Source organism: Idiomarina sp. PL1-037 (assembly GCF_034422975.1).
Classification (GTDB): domain Bacteria; phylum Pseudomonadota; class Gammaproteobacteria; order Enterobacterales; family Alteromonadaceae; genus Idiomarina.
In genome coordinates, this window is sequence record NZ_CP139873.1 from 498,565 (window position 1) to 517,117 (window position 18,553).

Here is an 18,553-nt window from a genome sequence, read left to right on the forward strand (position 1 = left end):
GAATAGCTATGAGTGAAGAATTAAACAAAGATGTCGACCAGCAGGAAACTCAAGAGTGGTTAGACGCTCTTGAGGGGGTGCTTGAGGCTGAAGGCCCGGAAAGAGCGCACTATCTGTTAGAACAACTGGTCGACAAAGCTCGTCGCAATGGCGCTTATTTACCGTATAAGCCAACCACGGCATATCTGAATACCATTCCGGCCAGTCAGGAACCCACTATGCCGGGTAACCAGACGCTGGAATCGCGCATTCGTTCAGCCATTCGCTGGAATGCCGCCATGATGGTGTTGCGTGCATCGCAAAAAGGCGAAGAGTTAGGTGGCCACCTTGCCAGTTTTGCTTCTTCGGCGATGTTATACGATGTTGGCTTTAACCATTTCTTCCGTGCGCCAAATGAAGACGATGGTGGTGACTTCCTGTTTATCCAGGGGCATGTGTCACCTGGTATCTACGGCCGGGCCTTCATTGAAGGACGTTTGACCGAAGAGCAATTGAATAACTTTCGTCAGGAAGTCGACGGTAAAGGCTTACCTTCTTATCCGCACCCGAACTTAATGCCGGACTTTTGGCAGTTCCCGACAGTCTCTATGGGCTTAGGTCCAATTCAGGCTATCTATTTAGCCCGTTTCCTTAAGTATCTTACTGACCGCGGCATTAAAGACTGCTCGAAGCAACGTGTTTACTGCTTCTTAGGTGACGGTGAAACCGATGAGCCAGAAAGCTTAGGTGCTATTGGCCTGGCCGCTCGCGAAGAGCTGGACAACCTGACCTTTGTTATTAACTGTAACTTGCAGCGCTTAGACGGCCCGGTACGTGGTAACGGTAAAATCATTCAGGAACTGGAGGGTAACTTCCATGGCGCCGGCTGGGAAGTGATTAAAGTTATCTGGGGGCGCTACTGGGATCCGCTGTTGTACCGCGACACCGAAGGTAAATTGCAGCAGTTAATGGAAGAAACCGTTGACGGTGATTACCAGAACTTTAAAGCCAAAGGTGGCAAGTTCACCCGTGAAAACTTTTTTGGTAAGTACCCTGAAACCGAAGAAATGGTCGCCAACTTGTCTGACGAAGACATCTGGCGCTTAAACCGTGGCGGGCATGACCCGGTAAAAGTCTACTCGGCGTACCATAAAGCCGCTAATACCAAAGGTCGGCCACAGGTTATTTTAGCGAAAACCGTAAAAGGTTATGGCATGGGTGCTGCGGGCGAAGGTAAAAACATTGCCCACCAGGTTAAGAAAATGGATTTAGACGCAGTTAAGCACATGCGTGACCGTTTCAATATCCCGTTTGAAGACAAAGAGCTGGAAGACCTGCCTTACTACAAGTTTGACGACGACAGCGATGAAATGAAGTATTTGAACGAGCGTCGCGAGAAGCTCGGTGGTTATATGCCAGTGCGTCGTCCGGAAAGCGATGTTGAGCTTGAGTTGCCCGCACTGAAAGCTTTTGATGCGGTTCTGAAAGGTTCAGGGGATCGTGAAATTTCCTCAACTATGGCCTTTGTTCGTGTACTGACAGCGCTGCTGAAAGACAAGAAAATTGGTAAACGTATTGTGCCAATTATTCCGGATGAAGCTCGTACCTTTGGCATGGAAGGCTTGTTCCGTCAGGTGGGTATTTATTCGCACCATGGCCAGAAATATACGCCGCAGGATAAAGACCAGGTTGCCTATTATCGTGAAGATAAAAAAGGCCAGGTGATTCAGGAAGGCATCAACGAACTCGGTGCTATGGCGTCCTGGATTGCAGCGGGTACCAGTTACTCGTTAAATAACGAGCCGATGATTCCGTTCTACATTTACTACTCAATGTTCGGCTTCCAGCGAGTCGGTGACTTAGTCTGGGCCGCAGGTGACAGTCAGACCCGCGGCTTCCTGGTCGGAGGTACTGCCGGTCGCACAACGCTTAACGGTGAAGGTCTGCAGCACCAGGACGGACACAGCATGGTTCACTTTGGCACGGTGCCAAACTGCATTAGCTATGATCCGACATACGGTTATGAAATTGCAGTTATCGTGCACGATGGCCTGAAACGCATGTTTGGCGACCAGGAGAATGTATTCTATTACCTCACTGTAATGAATGAAAACTACCATCAACCTGAAATGCCGGAAGGTGTCGAAGAAGGCATCATCAAAGGTATTTACGAACTGGATAAAGTGAAGGCCAAGAATAAGGCCAAAGGCGACGTTCAGTTGTTAGGCAGTGGCACCATTTTGCAGCAAGTACGTGAAGCCGCGACAATCTTGTCTGAAGAGTATGACGTGAACTCAACGGTTTACAGCGTAACTTCATTCAATGAGCTGGCACGTGACGGTCTGGATACTGACCGCTGGAACATGCTGAATCCTGAGAAGAAAGAAAAAGAAGCCTACATTACGCAAGTCATGAAAAAGGCAAAAGGACCGGCAGTAGCAGCAACTGACTACGTTAAGTTGTACGCTGATCAGGTTCGTGCCTGGGTACCAACCTCTTACCGGGTATTAGGTACTGACGGCTTTGGACGCTCAGACAGCCGCGCTAACTTGCGTAAGCACTTTGAAGTGAATCCGCATTATATTGTGGTTGCAGCACTTAAAGAGCTGGCAGACCAAGGTGATATCGATAAGAAAGTGGTAGCTAAAGCTATCAAAGACTACGATATCGACACTGACAAGCTGAACCCGCGTTTAGCATAAGGAGGTACTGAGATGGCCGATCAAATCGAACTCAAAGTCCCCGACGTGGGCGGCGAAGAAGTAGAAGTTATTGAAATTTTGGTCAGTGAAGGCGATACCGTTGAGCAGGAAGACGGTATCGTCACTGTCGAAAGTGACAAAGCTTCCATGGATATTCCGGCATCTTCAGGCGGTAAAATTACCGAGCTGAAAGTAAAAGTTGGCGATACCATCAGTGAAGGCGACGTGCTGGCTATGATCGAAGCTTCCGGTGACTCGGAAGAGTCGGATGACTCTGACAATGAAGACTCTGAAGAAGCCAGCGATAAAGCCGACGAGGAAGAAAGCGACGATAAAGAAGCCGATGACGAGGCTGAAGAATCGGAAGAGAAAGAGGAAGAGGAGAAAGACAAAGACTCTGAATCTGAGAAAAAATCTTCTGGTGGTAGCAGCAAAGTCATAGACGTGGAAGTGCCGGATATTGGTGATGAAGAAGATGTTGAAATCATCGAAATTCTGGTGTCCAAAGGCGATTCAGTGTCTGCTGAAGACGGTTTAATTACACTAGAAACCGATAAGGCCACCATGGATGTGCCTTGCCCGGAAGACGGTGAAATTGAAGAAATGCTGGTTGAAGTCGGCGACAAGGTGTCGCAGGGCTCGGTTATTGCCAAGCTGAAAGTTTCTGGTGGCGCTGATGACTCTGAAGCTGAAGAGGAAGACTCAGCGAAAGAAGAGAAATCAGAATCTGGTGAAGACTCCGGTAAAGAATCAGATAAGTCGGATAAAAAGTCTGACGACAAAGACCAGAAAAAAGACAAAGAGAAAGACAGTGGCAGCAGCGTTAAGCCAAGCAGTGAACGCCAGCCTCCGGTGCCTGATCACCCAAGCCAGCGTAGCGACCGTAAAGAAGGTGTTCTTCATGCGTCGCCTGCTGTGCGCCGTGTCGCGCGTGAGTTTGGTGTCGACTTATCGCAAGTTAAAGGTTCAGGTCCTAAAGACCGTATACTGAAAGAAGACGTACAAGATTTCGTTAAATACGAGCTCTCTCGTCCGAAAGCCGTTGCGGGCGCAACTGGCCAGGGCGGCGGTGGATTGCAGGTAATTGATCCGCCGAAGGTCGACTTCAGCAAGTTCGGTGAAGTAGAAGAAGTTCAGTTGTCGCGCATTCAGCGTAAATCTGGACCTAACTTACACCGTAACTGGGTGACTATCCCTCACGTAACGCAGTTCGATGAGGCCGACATAACTGAGCTGGAAAACTTCCGTAAGTCAGAAAACGAAGTAGCTAAGAAGAAAGATTTGGGTTTCAAGATAACGCCGTTAGTGTTTATTTTGAAAGCGTGTGCCAAAGGCCTGCGAGAGTTCCCGACCTTTAATTCGTCTTTGTCAGAATCCGGTGAGTCACTGTACATGAAAAAGTACGTGAACATTGGCGTGGCGGTTGATACGCCAAATGGTCTGGTGGTTCCGGTTATTCGTGATGTCGACAAAAAAGGCATTTACGAACTCTCGGAAGAGCTGGTTGAAATTAGCTCGAAAGCGCGTGACGGTAAGTTGAAAGCAACCGATATGCAAGGCGGGTGCTTCTCAATTTCCAGCTTGGGTGGTATTGGCGGTACAGCCTTTACACCTATCGTGAATGCTCCCGACGTTGCCATTCTTGGGGTCTCTCGTAACGAGATGAAACCGAAGTGGAACGGCAAAGAGTTTGAACCACGCCTGACTCTGCCATTGTCGCTGTCCTATGATCACCGTGTCATTGATGGTGCTGAGGCCGCGCGTTTCACCGCCTATTTAAGTGGTGTACTGGGAGATATCCGCAAATTGGTGCTTTAAGCACCAATTGGGGTAGGAAATACGAAAAAATTCGCGCTACAATAGCGTCACATTTAGCGTTGACTGAGCGCAGCCGGTGGCTCAACTGGCTGTGACAAAAAAGGGGTTAACATGAGCGACAAAATTACAACACAGGTAGTGGTGTTAGGTTCGGGCCCGGGCGGATATTCAGCAGCTTTCCGTGCGGCTGACTTGGGTCTGGACGTTGTTTTGATTGAGCGTTACAGCACCTTAGGCGGTGTTTGCCTGAACGTTGGCTGTATTCCGTCAAAAGCATTGCTGCATATGACCAAGCACATTGAAGAAGCTCAGCACTTGGCGGAAGAAGGTATTGAGTTTGGCGAGCCAAAAATTGACCTGGATAAACTGCGCAAACACAAAGAAAAAGTGGTTGGCCAGTTAACCGGTGGCCTTGGCCAGATGTCAAAAATGCGCAAGGTAAAAGTGGTTAACGGTTACGGCAAATTTACCGGCAGCAACACCATTAAAGTTGAAGGCGACGACGGCGAAACCGAAGTTAAATTTGATAACGCTATTATCGCTGCAGGTTCTCAAGCCATTAAATTGCCGTTCATTCCACATGACGACGACCGCGTATGGGATTCCACCGACGCACTGGAACTGAAAGAAATTCCTGAGAAAATGTTGTTATTAGGTGGTGGTATCATCGCTCTGGAGATGGGCCAGGTATACGCCTCTCTGGGATCTAAAGTTGATGTCGTTGAGATGACCGATCAGTTAGTACCGCCAGCTGACGCTGACATCATTAAAAACTTCAACAAACAGATCAAAGGCCGCTTTGAAAACGTGATGTTAAGCACTAAAGCAACCAACGTTGAAGCGAAAAAAGACGGTGTTTACGTCACCTTTGAAGGTGATAAAGCGCCAAAAGATCCGGTCAAATACGACGCGGTTCTGGTAGCTGTAGGCCGTGCACCAAATGGTAATAAGATTGACGCTGACAAAGCCGGCGTGAACGTTGACGACCGTGGCTTTATCAAAGTGGACAGCCAGATGCGCACTAACGTAGACCACATTTTCGCTATTGGCGATGTCGTCGGTCAGCCTATGCTGGCGCACAAAGCGGTACATGAATCGCATGTGGCGGCAGAAGTCATCTCTGGTAAGAAGCACTTCTTCGAACCGAAAGTGATTCCTTCTATCATGTACACCAACCCAGAAGTTGCATGGGCCGGTGTTACTGAGAAAGAAGCGAAAGAACAGGGCATCGAATACGATGCAGTGACTTTCCCCTGGTCAGCTTCGGGCCGCGCTATTGCGTCAAACGCACAGCAAGGCATGACCAAGCTTATCTTTGATAAGAGCAATCGCATTATCGGTGGTGCCATGTGTGGTACTAACGCCGGTGAATTGCTGGGTGAAGTTTGCCTTGCCATTGAAATGGGCTGTGATGCAGAAGACATCGCGCTGACGGTCCACGCACACCCAACCTTGCATGAATCTGTTGGCTTAGCCGCAGAACTTCATGAAGGTTCAATTACCGATATGCCGAATCCTAAGGCGAAAAAGAAGAAGTAACATTTTGTTACGATAAATCATCGGTAAAACGGCTGCATTCATCGCGAATGCAGCCGTTTTTTTTGCGCTGAATTTCACAATGCGCTAGTTTAGTGGGGTTAAAATAACGAACACTAAAGAAAGGGTAATAACCGATGAAAAAATTAACCGCTGTAGCGCTTGGCGTATCTATGGCATTAACTCTGGGCGCCTGTTCTCCGCAACAGGAAGAGTCAAAAAAACAAACCCAGCAAGCCGAAGAAGCAAAACAAGAACTGAGCTCGGGCGTTGTACTTGAGAACTTTGATCACAGCGTTAAACCGCAGAACGACTTATTCCGTTATGTAAACGGTACCTGGATTGATAAAACAGAAATTCCTTCTGACCGTTCATCGGTAGGTTCGTTTTTCGATTTGCGTGAACAAAATCAGAAGCGCTTACGCGACATCATTGAATCAGCTGCCTCTTCCAACCCTGAACCAGGCACAAACGAGCGTAAAATTGGCGACTTCTTCAACGCTTATATGGATGTTGAAACGCTTAACGAGCTGGGCGCAAAGCCAATTGCGAGCGACTTAGACGCTATTCAGGCACTGGAAGACTATGACTCAGTTGCCGAACATATGGCACGCATGTTCCGTGGTGGCGTTTCAATTCCATTTGGCTTTTATGTCTACCCGGATGCAAAAGACCCACAAATTAACGCGATGTATGTTTCACAGTCAGGCCTTGGTCTGCCGGACCGCGATTATTACCTGAAAGACGACGAAAAATTTGAAGAGTTTCGTGACGCTTACCAGGAATACGCCGAGGACATTCTGACAATGGTCGGCGTTGAAAATGCCGATGACGCCGCGGAGCGTATTCTTAAATTAGAGACTCAGTTGGCTGATATTCAGTGGAGCCGCGTAGAAAGCCGCGATGCGAATAAAACCTATAATAAAAAATCAGCCGATGAAGTTGCTGACATGTTGGCAGACTTTGATTTCAAACGTTTCATTGATACGTCCGACTTATCTGACGTTGAAGAAATGGTAATTCGTCAGCCATCTTACTTTGAAGAGTTTGGTGAATTATTTAACGACGTTGATTTACAGGCCTGGAAAGACTATTTAAGTTTCCGTCTGGTGAACGAGTACGCTTCTGCGCTGAGCGAAGACATCAGCCAGCGTCGTTTTGAATTTTATGGAAAAACCTTACGTGGTACGCCAGAGCAGGAACCTCGCTGGAAACGTGCAGTAGACGCAACCAATAGCGTATTAGGTGAAGTGCTGGGTCAGGTTTACGTTAAAGAGTACTTTCCGCCAGAAGCGAAAGAGAAAATGGAAGGTTTGATTGAAAACCTGCGTGATGCTTACGGTCAATCTATTCGCAACCTGGAATGGATGACGGACGAAACCAAAGAAAAAGCCTTAGAGAAGCTGGAAAAGTTTGATCCGAAAGTAGGCTATCCAAGCAAGTGGCGTGACTACAGCGAACTGGAAATTTCGTCAACTGACTTAGTTGCTAACTACAAAGCTTACGCTGAGTTCAATTATCAGGAAGAAATTGCCAAAATTGGCGGTCCTGTTGATGAAGAAGACTGGGGAATGACGCCGCAAACCGTCAACGCTTACTACAGCCCAGTACGTAACGAAATCGTATTCCCGGCCGGCATTCTGCAGCCTCCATTCTTTGATATGGACGCCGAAATGGCGGTTAACTATGGTGGTATCGGTGCGGTAATCGGTCACGAAATGGGACACGGTTTTGACGACCAGGGTGCTAAATACGATGGCGACGGCAACCTGCAAAGCTGGTGGACCGATGCGGATAAAAAAGCGTTCGAGGAACGGACTCAGCAATTGTCTGCACAGTACAGCGAGTACGAACCTATCGAAGGCCTTAACGTTAACGGCGACCTGACTCTGGGCGAAAATATTGGCGATTTAGCCGGCCTGACAATTGCGTACGAAGCGTACAAAATGTCATTAGACGGCGAAGAAGCGCCAGTTCTTGATGGCTTTACCGGTGAACAGCGCGTATTTATTGGCTGGGCTCAGGTATGGCGTGGCAAGTATCGCGAAGACGCGATTCGCGAGCAGGTTATGAGTGACCCGCATTCACCAGCGGTGTATCGAGTCAACGGTACCGTTGTGAACGTTCCGGCGTTTTACGAAGCCTTTGATGTTGAAGAAGGTGACGAATTGTACGTTGCACCTGAAAACCGCGTTACTATCTGGTAGTATAGCGGGCTATGAAAACACTAACGGTCATCTGGATATTGGTTACAGCATTGCTGGTGGGGAGTTACTCTTCACCAGCAGTTCATGCTATGCCGACGTCAGACACCGTTAGTGCTTCACTACCTCATGATATGCCACAGCATGACTGCTGTGATGAGTCCGATAGGTCGATGGAGCAGTCGAACTGCGACAGCGAAAGCTTCTTTTGCCAGCAGTGCGAACAACATTGTGCCGGTCAACTTGCGTTGATAAATCCGTTTAAACAACTTTCGCCGGCGGAATCCACGCACGCTGCCGACCCCCTTTATTCAAATCTTCCGGTTATTACTGAAACGCTGATACGTCCGCCGAAACACGCAGTTTAAGCCCAGTTTTTACGTCTTAAACCGTTTTCGAGGAAATACCATGCGTTATTGGATAGCTATATTAATCCTGATCCCATTGCTAACTTTGGCTCAGGAACACAATCATAATCATTCAGAAAATCAAAATCCGTTCGAGCAGAGCACCGAATACGTCTGCCCTATGCACAGCCAGGTGGTTCGTGACGAGCCGGGAACCTGCCCAATTTGCGGTATGGATCTGGTTAAGAAAGAGCCTAAACAGGACCACGCCGGGCATGATGAAAAGGGCGAGGCTAATGAGAGTGAGGCCAAAAGTGAAAAAAGCTTCACCGTGTCAGAGTCGAGTCAGCAGGCCATTCGGGTAACCACCGCAAAAGCAGTTCGCAAAGACTTACAGCCGCAACTCATGGCGCAGGCTCAGGTGCGCTGGCAGGAATCTGCGCAGCGGCATATCCATAGTCGTGCAGAAGGCTGGGTAGAAGAACTGCACGCCGACGTTGAAGGTCAGTGGGTGGAGAAGGGCGACAAACTCTACAGTCTGTACGCACCGGACTTGGTTGTGGCACAGGATGACTATCTGCAGTTACTTGATTCACTCTCAGATATCCGCAACGGTGACCGTCAGCAAAGCTTTAAACGCCGCGGGCAGCAGCGTCTGAGATTGCTAGGCATGACTGAAGCACAGATTAAAGCGCTGGAGCAAGGTGGCGAAACCGAATATGTGGTGGACTATTACGCACCTGAGTCCGGTTATATTACCAGCCTGGATATTCAGGAAGGCATGTACGTTTCACCCGGTCTAAAATTACTGACCCTGACTCAGGACAATCAGCTGTGGTTCTTTGCCGATGTCCCGGCGCGTTACAGCAAACAGTTAAAAACCGGGCAAATGGCACATATTTCTTCTGAGCACTTTCCCGGCGGCCACTGGATGAACACCATTGACTACATTTATCCACAAGTTGACCCGGTAACCCAGACCATCAAAGTACGCATTCCGGTTAACGACTCCATTGACCGGCTACGCGAAGGTTTATGGGCAACGGCGCATATTGAACTAAAGCCAGTAAAAGACACTGTGGTTGTGCCGGTTGCCAGCTTAATTGTTACAGGCATGAATAATCGTGTGGTGGTTAAATTCGGTGAGCGCGAATTTGAAGTGCGTGAAGTAACTACCGGTCTCAGGGTTGGTAACGAAATTGCCATTGAAGAAGGTCTGCAGGAAGGTGAGTCAGTGGTGACTTCGGGTCAGTTCCTTTTGGATTCCGAGGCCAGCTTGCAAGGGCTTGGACTGAATAGCCGCGACGACGCTCCTGCGCCACAACATAACCACTAGGAGGTTTTATGTTAGCTCGTATCATCGAAACCTCCATACGCAACTCGTGGATGGTGTTACTGCTGTTCTTGGGTCTGGCTTTCTGGGCCTGGCAGTCGCTGCAGCAGACCAAACTGGACGCAATACCGGACTTGTCGGAAGTTCAGGTTATCGTCAAAACCAATTACCCGGGACAAGCGCCGGCGGTAGTGGAAGAGCAGGTGACGTATCCGCTTTCCAGTGTGATGCTGTCCGTACCTAAAGCCACCTCCGTACGCGGTTTCTCGTTCTTCGGCGACTCCTACGTTTACGTTATTTTTGAAGACGGTACCGACCCTTACTGGGCCAGAAGCCGGGTGAACGAATACCTGGATCAAGCACAAAGCCAGCTTCCGGACCAAGTTCGGCCGGAGTTAGGCCCCGATGCATCCGGTATTGGCTGGGTGTATCAATACGCATTGGTCGACGAAACCAACCAGCTCAACCTGGGCGAGCTAACCCGCCTGCAAAACTGGTTTTTAAAACAGGAACTGCAAAGTGTGCAGGGGGTAGCAGAAATTGCCACCGTCGGCGGTATGGTTGAAACCTACCAAGTGGTGCTGCAGCCGGAAGCCTTGCATCGTTATAACCTTACCCTGAATCAGGTAAAGCAAAGCATTCAGCAGGCCAATAACGAAGTGGGCGGCTCTGTGGTTGAAATGGGCGAAGCTGAATACATGGTGCGCGGCCTGGGGTATTTGAAAAGTGTCGAAGACATTCGCAAAATTCCCTTGCCGCTCACCTCAGAGCAGCAGGGTACTGTGCTGTTGGAGGAAGTGGCGGATATTCGTATTGGACCCCAGGTACGTCGTGGTATTACCGAGCTCAATGGCGACGGCGAAGTCGTGGGTGGTATTGTGGTCATGCGTCATGGCGAAAATGCCCTACAAACCATTGCCGCAGTTAAAGACAAACTGGAAGAGTTGAAGCAAGGCCTGCCCGAGGGCGTTAAGGTAGTTCCGACCTATGACCGTTCAAGCCTGATTCAGGCATCGACAGACAACCTCACAACCAAGCTGATAGAAGAAATGTTTTTTGTTGCTGTGGTGTGCATTTTGTTTCTCTGGCATGCACGCTCAGCGGTGGTGGCCATTATCAGTTTGCCACTGTCAGTACTGTTCGCAGTGTGGATCATGAACATGCTGGGTATCAGCGCCAACATTATGAGCCTGGGGGGAATCGCCATTGCCATTGGCGCGCTGGTGGATGCCGCCATTGTCATGATCGAAAACACCCATAAGCATCTGCAGAACTATCAGGAACGGCATCAGATAGTCGCTAAAGGCTCTGCGCGGCTGAAAATCGTTAATGAGGCCTGTCGTGAAGTGGGCCCATCCCTATTCTTCTCGTTGTTGGTCATTACTGTCAGTTTTGTTCCGGTGTTTGTGCTGCAAGGCCAGCAAGGGCGTCTGTTCGAACCCTTAGCCTATACCAAAACTCTGGCAATGGCCGCCGCCGCGATTATTGCGGTAACGCTGATACCGGTACTTATTGCGTTGTTGGTGCGAGGCAAAATACCCGCCGAAGAAAAGAACTGGTTGTCGCGCGGCTTAATTGCCCTTTACCGTCCACTGCTGGCTTTTACACTTAAGTTCCCTAAAACCATTATTGTGCTGGCCCTTCTAATCACAGCTTCTGCCTGGCACCCGTATAAAGAGCTCAATTACGAGCTGATGCCGCCGCTACATGAGGGTGACCTCATGTACATGCCCACCACTCTGCCGGGTATCAGTGTTGAAAGCGCCGGTGAGTTGTTACAGCAAACCGATAAACTCATTGCAGAGCAGCCCGAGGTTGAGCGTGTGTTTGGTAAAGTCGGTCGTGCTGACACTGCTACCGATCCGGCACCAATGACGATGATAGAAACCAGCATTACCCTCAAACCCGAAAGCGAATGGCGTGAAGGAATAACGGTGGACGACATCATTGCTGAGCTGGATGACCGGGTGCAAATACCCGGTGTGACCAACGCCTGGGTGCAACCCATTCGTACCCGCATTGAAATGCTGGCAACCGGTGTTAAAACCCCGTTAGCGATTAAAGTCAGCGGTAGTGACTTTCGTGAAATAGAAACGCTGGCTACCCGTATTGAAGAGACGCTTTCTGAACAAGAAGCGACAGGCTCGGTCATCGCAGAACGCTCTGGTGGTGGACGTTATATCGAAGTAGAGCCGAAACTGCGTGAAGCGGCCCGTTACGGCATTAGCCAAAGCGACATTCACGATCATATTCAGTACGCCATTGGTGGAGCCAATATTGCGACATCGGTGCAGGGCAATGAGCGTTTTCCTATTAATCTGCGTTATCCCCGGGAGCAACGCGACCATATCGAGAAGCTAAAAACTCTGCCGGTAAAATCGGCCTCCGGACAATGGCTTACTCTGTCCGATGTTGCTGACATTCGGGTGACTCAGGGCCCGGCCATGCTGAAAAGCGAAGACGCCCGCTTAAGCAGCTGGATCTTTATTGAACCAGCGAAAGGCATCACGGTCGGCGACTACATTAATCAAGTCAGCGGTGCTATGGCTAAAATGGAAATACCGGTAGGTTATAACTGGAGCTGGACCGGGCAATACAAAGCCATGCAGCAGGTGGAAAGTGACTTAAAAGAGATCATTCCGCTGACGCTGTTGGTTATTTTGTTGTTGCTGTACATGACTTTCCGCTCGCTACCGCAGGCATTACTGGTGATTGGTACCTTACCCTTGGCATTAACCGGTAGCTTATGGCTGATTTATCTGCTGGATTACAACCTGTCATTGGCGGTTATTGTCGGCATGATAGCTCTTGCCGGTGTTGCCGCGGAATTCGGCGTGGTCATGTTGTTGTATTTAAACAATGCCTGGAAAGCTGTGGCATACGACAAAGGTCAGTTGAAAGCGGCAGTAGAAGAAGGCGCGTTGTTGCGGGTACGACCCAAAGCCATGACCGTGCTGACCATTATTGTCGGCCTACTACCGATAATGCTGGGCGGCGGTGTTGGTAACGAAGTCATGCAGCGCATCGCCGCTCCCATGGTGGGCGGTATGGTATTAGCTCCGCTAATTTCCATGCTGGTGATCCCAGCCGTGTTCTATATCGCCCGGAAATAATGGTGCGTAGGCTGACTTTCACGTCAGGTGAGGTGGAATATAGCGAGCGCTGGAGGTTGCAGGAACCATTGAGGAGGGCGCCCGTAAATAAATCCCTGTAGGGTTTGGGCAGCGCCATCCATGGCGCTGCCCACCTCCTCAATGGCTCGCCGCAACCGTCGGGCGCGCCCACTATCTGCCACCGCACCTGACGCAATTTTGCATTTCGCTTCCCGCCAAGCACCCCACCTGATGTGAACATCAGGCTACGACCTGACATAAGTGTCAGGCTACGTGCTGTGATCGTCACGCGCGCAATTCCCCCAAATGAAATGTCAGGCGAAACTTTCCCAGATGGCATTAGCCGCCGGGCCCAGCGTTCTGTTTGCGGAGCGCACCAAATGAATTTCCAGGCGCACTTTCTGGACGAATCCGGGAATGCTGAGCTCAACCAACTTGCCCTGCTCAAGAGCTTCCAGAGCAATGTGTCTGGGAACAATGCCCCAGCCAAAACCGGCGACAAGCAATTCAAATTGCGTATTCACTTCATTTACCCTTATGCGCTGCTGACTTGGCAAACGCAGCACGGCGTCCAGGTTAATGCCTATCTCTAGATCCTGCGGTACCAGCATAGGTAGCTCTAATAAATCTTGGCGGCTTTGTGGCTCACGGCCAAACTCTTTCATCAGCGTGGATGACATCACCACCGTTAATTCAAACGGTGCCACCGGTAGAGTTTCAAAGTCACCGTACTGGCGAAATAGGGGTAGCCAGGGGCACAAAGCTAAGTCGGCGCTGCCGTTATCGATACGTTTTAGTGCCCGCATTTGCGACTCGCCGTCTACGTGCAGTTCGGTCGCTGGGTATTGTTGTTGAATGTGCTGAATACTGGGTATCCAGAGTTTGCTGTCACAGGTATGGTCATAACATAGCGTCAGCAGGGGCTCGGCACCGTGCTTCAGTTTTTCCGCCAGCGACTGCAGACGTTGCTGCTGGCGCACAACTTCTTCTGCCTGGCGTAAAAAATGTCGTCCCTGCTCGGTAAGCTCTAAGCGGTAACCGGCACGGTTAAACAAAGCAAACCCTGCGTTTTCTTCCAGTTTTTTCAACGCCATGCTCACCGCAGACTGTGTGCGGTTGAGCTGCTCGGCTGTTTTTTGCAGACTGCCGAGATGAGCTACGGTGATCATCATTTTTAGGTGAGATAAATTCATTAAGTTTTTATGATTGTCTTTTTAATTTTAATTCAATATAACTGTAACTGTACTTACGGTAAACTTATTCCAATTAAATTTCCCTGAAAATATCGGACCAAAATTCATGCGCTGGCTGAAACCTTTTTCTATCGCTCTGGTCGCTGTTGTTATGGCGGCGTGCAGTGAACAAGCACAAGTTAATGATACTCAACAAGCGCGCCCGGCGCGGCTTATGCAAGTGACTGAAGCTGACGGTCCGCGGTTACGTGAATTTCCGGCGGTGGTCGAGGCGGCCAAAGTGGCCCAGCTGACTTTTCGGGTAGCAGGCGAGATCATTGAACTACCGGGGCGGCCAGGCACGGAGGTAAAAAAGGGGGATTTAATTGCTCGTCTCGATCCGACCGATTACCAACTGGCGGTAAACCAGGCAAAAGCTCAATATGAACTGGCATTATCGCAGTACGAACGCAATAAGGTTTTGGTGAATCAAGGGGTTATGTCAGAGGGACAGTTCGATCAAATTGAATCGCAGCTAGCCGTTGCAAAATCAAATTACGAAACCGCCAAAGCAAATTTGCGCTACACCAAGTTAACGGCACCTTTTGATGGTGTTATCGCTAAATTGGCCGTTGAGAATTATGAAAATATTCAGCCAAAGCAACCCATCGTTGTCTTACAGATAAGCAATGCTCTGGATATCAGTATTAATGTGCCCGAAAACATCTTTGCCAAAGTAAAAAGGCAAGCCGACTATCAACCAGAAGTTCGCTTTGATGCGGCTCCTGACAGCACTTATCCAGCTCATTTAAAGGAGTGGAACTCGCAATCAGATAGGGCGACAAATGCCTATGAAGTGATCTTTACCTTACCAAAGCCTGAGGATATCAATTTATTGCCCGGTATGACGGCAACAGTCATTGTGGATATAAATGAAGTCTTACGCTCATCAAACATTGGTATGGTAGTTCCTTCAAAAGCGGTGTTCACGGACACTGATGATGTGGCTTATGTTTGGGTGGTTGACGACAACATGCGCGTACAAAAGCGCAAGGTGGTTATTGGACCAATGACAAACGAAGGCCTGACACTCCTGAATGGACTGAAGCCCGGCGAAAAAATTGTAACAGCCGGTGTTCATCAGCTGGAAGAAAACCAGCAAGTTCGTGAATGGCAACGCGAACGGGGTCTGTGATGAATATAGCTCAATACAGTATGGAGCGAAAAACCACTAGCTGGATGTTGTTTCTCATCTTGCTGATAGGTGGGTTAATTGCCCTGACTCAGCTTGGTCGCCTTGAAGACCCCAAATTCACCATAAAACAGGCAATGGTCATTACGCCTTATTCCGGAGCTTCAGCGCAGCAAGTAGAGGAAGAAGTCACCTATCGGCTGGAGGACGCGATACAAGAATTGAGTTACGTCGACAACGTGCGCTCTATTTCCAAGCCCGGATTGTCGCAAATAACGGTTGAGATGAAGAGTATTTATCGTACAGAACAGCTCGATCAGATATGGGATGAACTGCGTCGTAAAATTAACGATGTAAAAAACCAGTTACCACCAGGTACAGGTGAACCCATTGTCCGAGACGACTTTGGCGATGTCTATGGCGTAATGATGGCGATAACGGGCCCCGATTACTCTTATAAAGACATTGAGCGTTACGCTGATTTTTTAAGACGAGAGCTGGTACTGGTCGATGGTGTAGGCAAAGTGAAGCTGGCCGGCGAACAACAGGAGCAGGTTGTAGTAGAAGTGTCGCGCACGCGTCTGGCTAATTTGGGTATTTCTCCTAAACGTATTGCGGGTCTGTTGCAGACACAGAATGCAGTAGCCGACGCTGGACGGGTAACAATAAACGAAGAAGCTTTGCGTATTGCCACTAGTGGCGAGTTTGCGAACGTTGAGGACATGTCGAAGCTAGTTATCAGTAACCCCGGCGCTGAGGAACGTATTTATTTGCGCGACGTTGCGACAATTTACCGCGAGGCTAAAGAAATTCCCTCACACGTAGTGCGTTACAATGGTCAGGCAGCACTTTGGGTTGCGGTTTCTTTTTCCGATAACGTGAATGTGGTTGAAGTGGGTCAGCGCATTCAGAAACGGCTGGACGAGCTGTCGTATGCACAACCAATAGGTATGTCGGTTGATCGCATCTACGATCAGCCACATGAGGTCGAGAATTCAGTTGACGACTTTTTGCTGAACTTAGTCGAAGCTGTCGCCATCGTTATTATCGCGCTGTTGCTGACCATGGGATTCCGCAGTGGGCTTTTAATTGGCACAGTTTTGTTGCTAACCGTGCTGGGTACTTTTATTTTCATGTACTTAGCCAACATAAATTTGCAGCGGGTTTCCTTAGGTGCACTTATCATTTCCCTTGGTATGCTGGTCGATAATGCCATTGTTATAGCTGATGGTATTATGGTGGCAATGCGTAAGGGCAAAAGCAAAGTCGATGCTGCCGTCAGTGTTGTAAGACAAAACCAGTGGCCCTTGCTGGGTGCGACGGTCATTGGCATTATTGCTTTTGCACCTATTGGGTTGTCATCCGATGCGACCGGCGAGTTTGCGGGGAGCTTGTTCTGGGTTTTATTAATATCACTGCTACTCAGTTGGTTCACTGCGCTTACTCTCATTCCATTTTTGGCAGACCGACTATATTCGGCTAAAGACATTGGTGACGAGAAAAATGATGCCTTTTCTCACCCGGTGTACAAAGGGTACAAAGCCGTTTTATCGACCTGCCTACGCCATCGAATAATCAGCATGGTTGTTATGCTGGCTTTATTAGTTGCGGCAGTGCTTGGGTTCGGACAAGCCAAGCAGTCATTTTTTCCACCTTCGACAACGCCGTTATTTTATGTCGACTTGTGGTATCCACAGGGAACAGATATTCGCCATACCGAGACAGACTCTAAGCGTTTAGAGGACTACCTTCTGGAAAAGCCGGTAGTCACTTCAGTTGCAACAACGGTAGGGCGCGGCGCTCCGCGTTTCACCTTAACCTACCTGGTAGAGAAAAGTTATGAGAGTTACGCACAACTTCTCGTTCGGGTCGAAGATAAAGAAGCGATGGAACCGTTGATGCGTGACATCAGGGAAAGAATTCGAAGTGAACACCCCGATGTCGAAGATAAATTGATTCGTGTTGAAATTGGTCCGGCAACGCCTGCCAAAATAGAAGCTCGCTTCTCAGGTCCAGACATTGAGGTGTTACGTCAACTCAGCAAAAAAGCACAAGCTTTATTAGATCGGGATGAAGGTGCAGTAAACATCCGTTCAGACTGGCGAAATCAAACTAAATTGTTACGGCCGGAGTATGATGAAGCCGCCGGGCGCCGAGCCGGTATAACCAAAGAAGATGTGAATAACCTTTTGCGTGCCAATTTTGTGGGCCGTCGGATAGGTGTATACCGAGACGGGACCGATCTATTGCCTATTATTCAACGAGCTCCAGAGTCAGAGAGAGTCGATCTTAATAATTGGCAAGAGCTGCAAATTTACAGTCCGGTGTTTGATCGCTTTGTGCCGTTAGCTCAGGTCGTACGCTCCATTGGAGTTAAGTGGGAGGACCCATTGATACTGAGGCGAGACAGAAAGCGTACTCTTACTGTAATGGCTGACCATGACTTATTGCGTGATGAAACCGCCGCTCAAGTCTTTGAACGGGTGAAACCGCAAATTGAAGCTATTGAACTGCCCCTGGGCTATGAGCTCAATTGGGGAGGTGAGCACGAAGTTTCAGGCGATGCTGAAAAGGCCTTATTCAACGCCTTACCATTTGGTTTTTTGGTGATGTTTATTATTACCGTGCTGTTGTTTAACAGCATTCGCCAGGCCGCTGTGCTGTGGACGACTGTGCCGCTTTCCATAATTGGTGTGACTGTGGGACTCTTGCTGCTGGACAAACCGTTTGGCTTCATGGCGTTACTTGGCTTTCTCAGCCTTTCCGGCATGCTGATTAAAAACGGTGTGGTGTTGCTGGAGCAGGTTAATGCTGAGTTGGACGCAGGTAAAGAAGCAACCCAGGCGTTGAGTGATGCCGCGGTTAGTCGTGTTCGTCCGGTAGGAATGGCGGCAGCCACCACCATTTTGGGTATGATACCGCTGCTGTTTGACGACTTCTTTGCCAGCATGGCAACGGTCATTATGTTCGGCCTGGGCTTTGCTACCGTACTGACCTTGTTTGTCGTACCTGTTATGTACGCCATAGTGCAAAGAGTACCGCGCCCGTAACCCCGGGCGCATTCACCCTGTTTATACCCTGAATTATCTGTTTTATAGCCCCGTGTCATGGGAATTTAACAGTAATATCCGTATAATGCGCCGCACTAATGAACCGC

At 49.1% G+C, this 18,553-nt stretch carries 10 protein-coding genes; 9 read left to right on the plus strand and 1 reads right to left on the minus strand.

Annotated features, from left to right (window positions below):
- Positions 1-8: 8 nt before the first annotated feature.
- The 7 genes from aceE to U0358_RS02435 all read left to right on the plus strand — a co-directional run bounded on the left by aceE (position 9) and on the right by U0358_RS02435 (position 13,032).
- Entirely contained in the window at positions 9-2,681 is a 2,673-nt protein-coding gene (gene aceE / locus U0358_RS02405; RefSeq protein WP_286823013.1) for a pyruvate dehydrogenase (acetyl-transferring), homodimeric type, read from the plus strand.
- Positions 2,682-2,693: 12 nt separating this feature from the next.
- Positions 2,694-4,499, plus strand: coding sequence for a dihydrolipoyllysine-residue acetyltransferase (aceF, locus tag U0358_RS02410; protein WP_322406891.1), 1,806 nt, complete (start codon positions 2,694-2,696; stop codon positions 4,497-4,499).
- A 111-nt stretch (positions 4,500-4,610) separates the two neighbouring features.
- Positions 4,611-6,038, plus strand: coding sequence for a dihydrolipoyl dehydrogenase (gene lpdA, locus U0358_RS02415; protein ID WP_317497882.1), 1,428 nt, complete (start codon positions 4,611-4,613; stop codon positions 6,036-6,038).
- 134 nt (positions 6,039-6,172) lie between these two features.
- A complete protein-coding gene (locus tag U0358_RS02420) occupies positions 6,173-8,242 on the plus strand; it encodes a M13 family metallopeptidase (protein ID WP_322406893.1) in 2,070 nt (689 codons plus the stop codon).
- Positions 8,243-8,253: 11 nt separating this feature from the next.
- Positions 8,254-8,607: a hypothetical protein gene (locus tag U0358_RS02425; RefSeq protein WP_322406894.1), complete on the plus strand. Its 354-nt coding sequence runs from the start codon at positions 8,254-8,256 to the stop codon at positions 8,605-8,607.
- A 40-nt stretch (positions 8,608-8,647) separates the two neighbouring features.
- The gene (locus U0358_RS02430; protein WP_322406895.1) at positions 8,648-9,922 is read left to right on the plus strand and encodes an efflux RND transporter periplasmic adaptor subunit; all 1,275 of its coding nucleotides are present in this window, start codon (positions 8,648-8,650) and stop codon (positions 9,920-9,922) included.
- Between the two features lie 8 nt (positions 9,923-9,930).
- On the plus strand, positions 9,931-13,032 hold the full coding sequence (locus U0358_RS02435; RefSeq protein ID WP_322406896.1) for an efflux RND transporter permease subunit: 3,102 nt from the start codon (positions 9,931-9,933) through the stop codon (positions 13,030-13,032).
- 314 nt (positions 13,033-13,346) lie between these two features.
- Here the strand turns inward: U0358_RS02435 and U0358_RS02440 are convergent, their stop codons facing one another.
- Complete coding sequence (locus U0358_RS02440) at positions 13,347-14,225, minus strand: LysR family transcriptional regulator (protein WP_317497887.1); 879 nt, start codon at positions 14,223-14,225, stop codon at positions 13,347-13,349.
- Positions 14,226-14,331: 106 nt separating this feature from the next.
- On the opposite strand from U0358_RS02440, the gene U0358_RS02445 reads away from it, so the two are divergent.
- Both U0358_RS02445 and U0358_RS02450 read left to right on the plus strand, forming a co-directional pair.
- Positions 14,332-15,399: an efflux RND transporter periplasmic adaptor subunit gene (locus U0358_RS02445; protein ID WP_317497888.1), complete on the plus strand. Its 1,068-nt coding sequence runs from the start codon at positions 14,332-14,334 to the stop codon at positions 15,397-15,399.
- Positions 15,399-18,446 (plus strand): efflux RND transporter permease subunit, encoded by a 3,048-nt coding sequence (locus U0358_RS02450; protein ID WP_322407452.1) that lies wholly within the window; start codon positions 15,399-15,401, stop codon positions 18,444-18,446. Before U0358_RS02445 ends, U0358_RS02450 begins: the two co-directional genes overlap by 1 nt.
- Positions 18,447-18,553 lie beyond the last annotated feature (107 nt).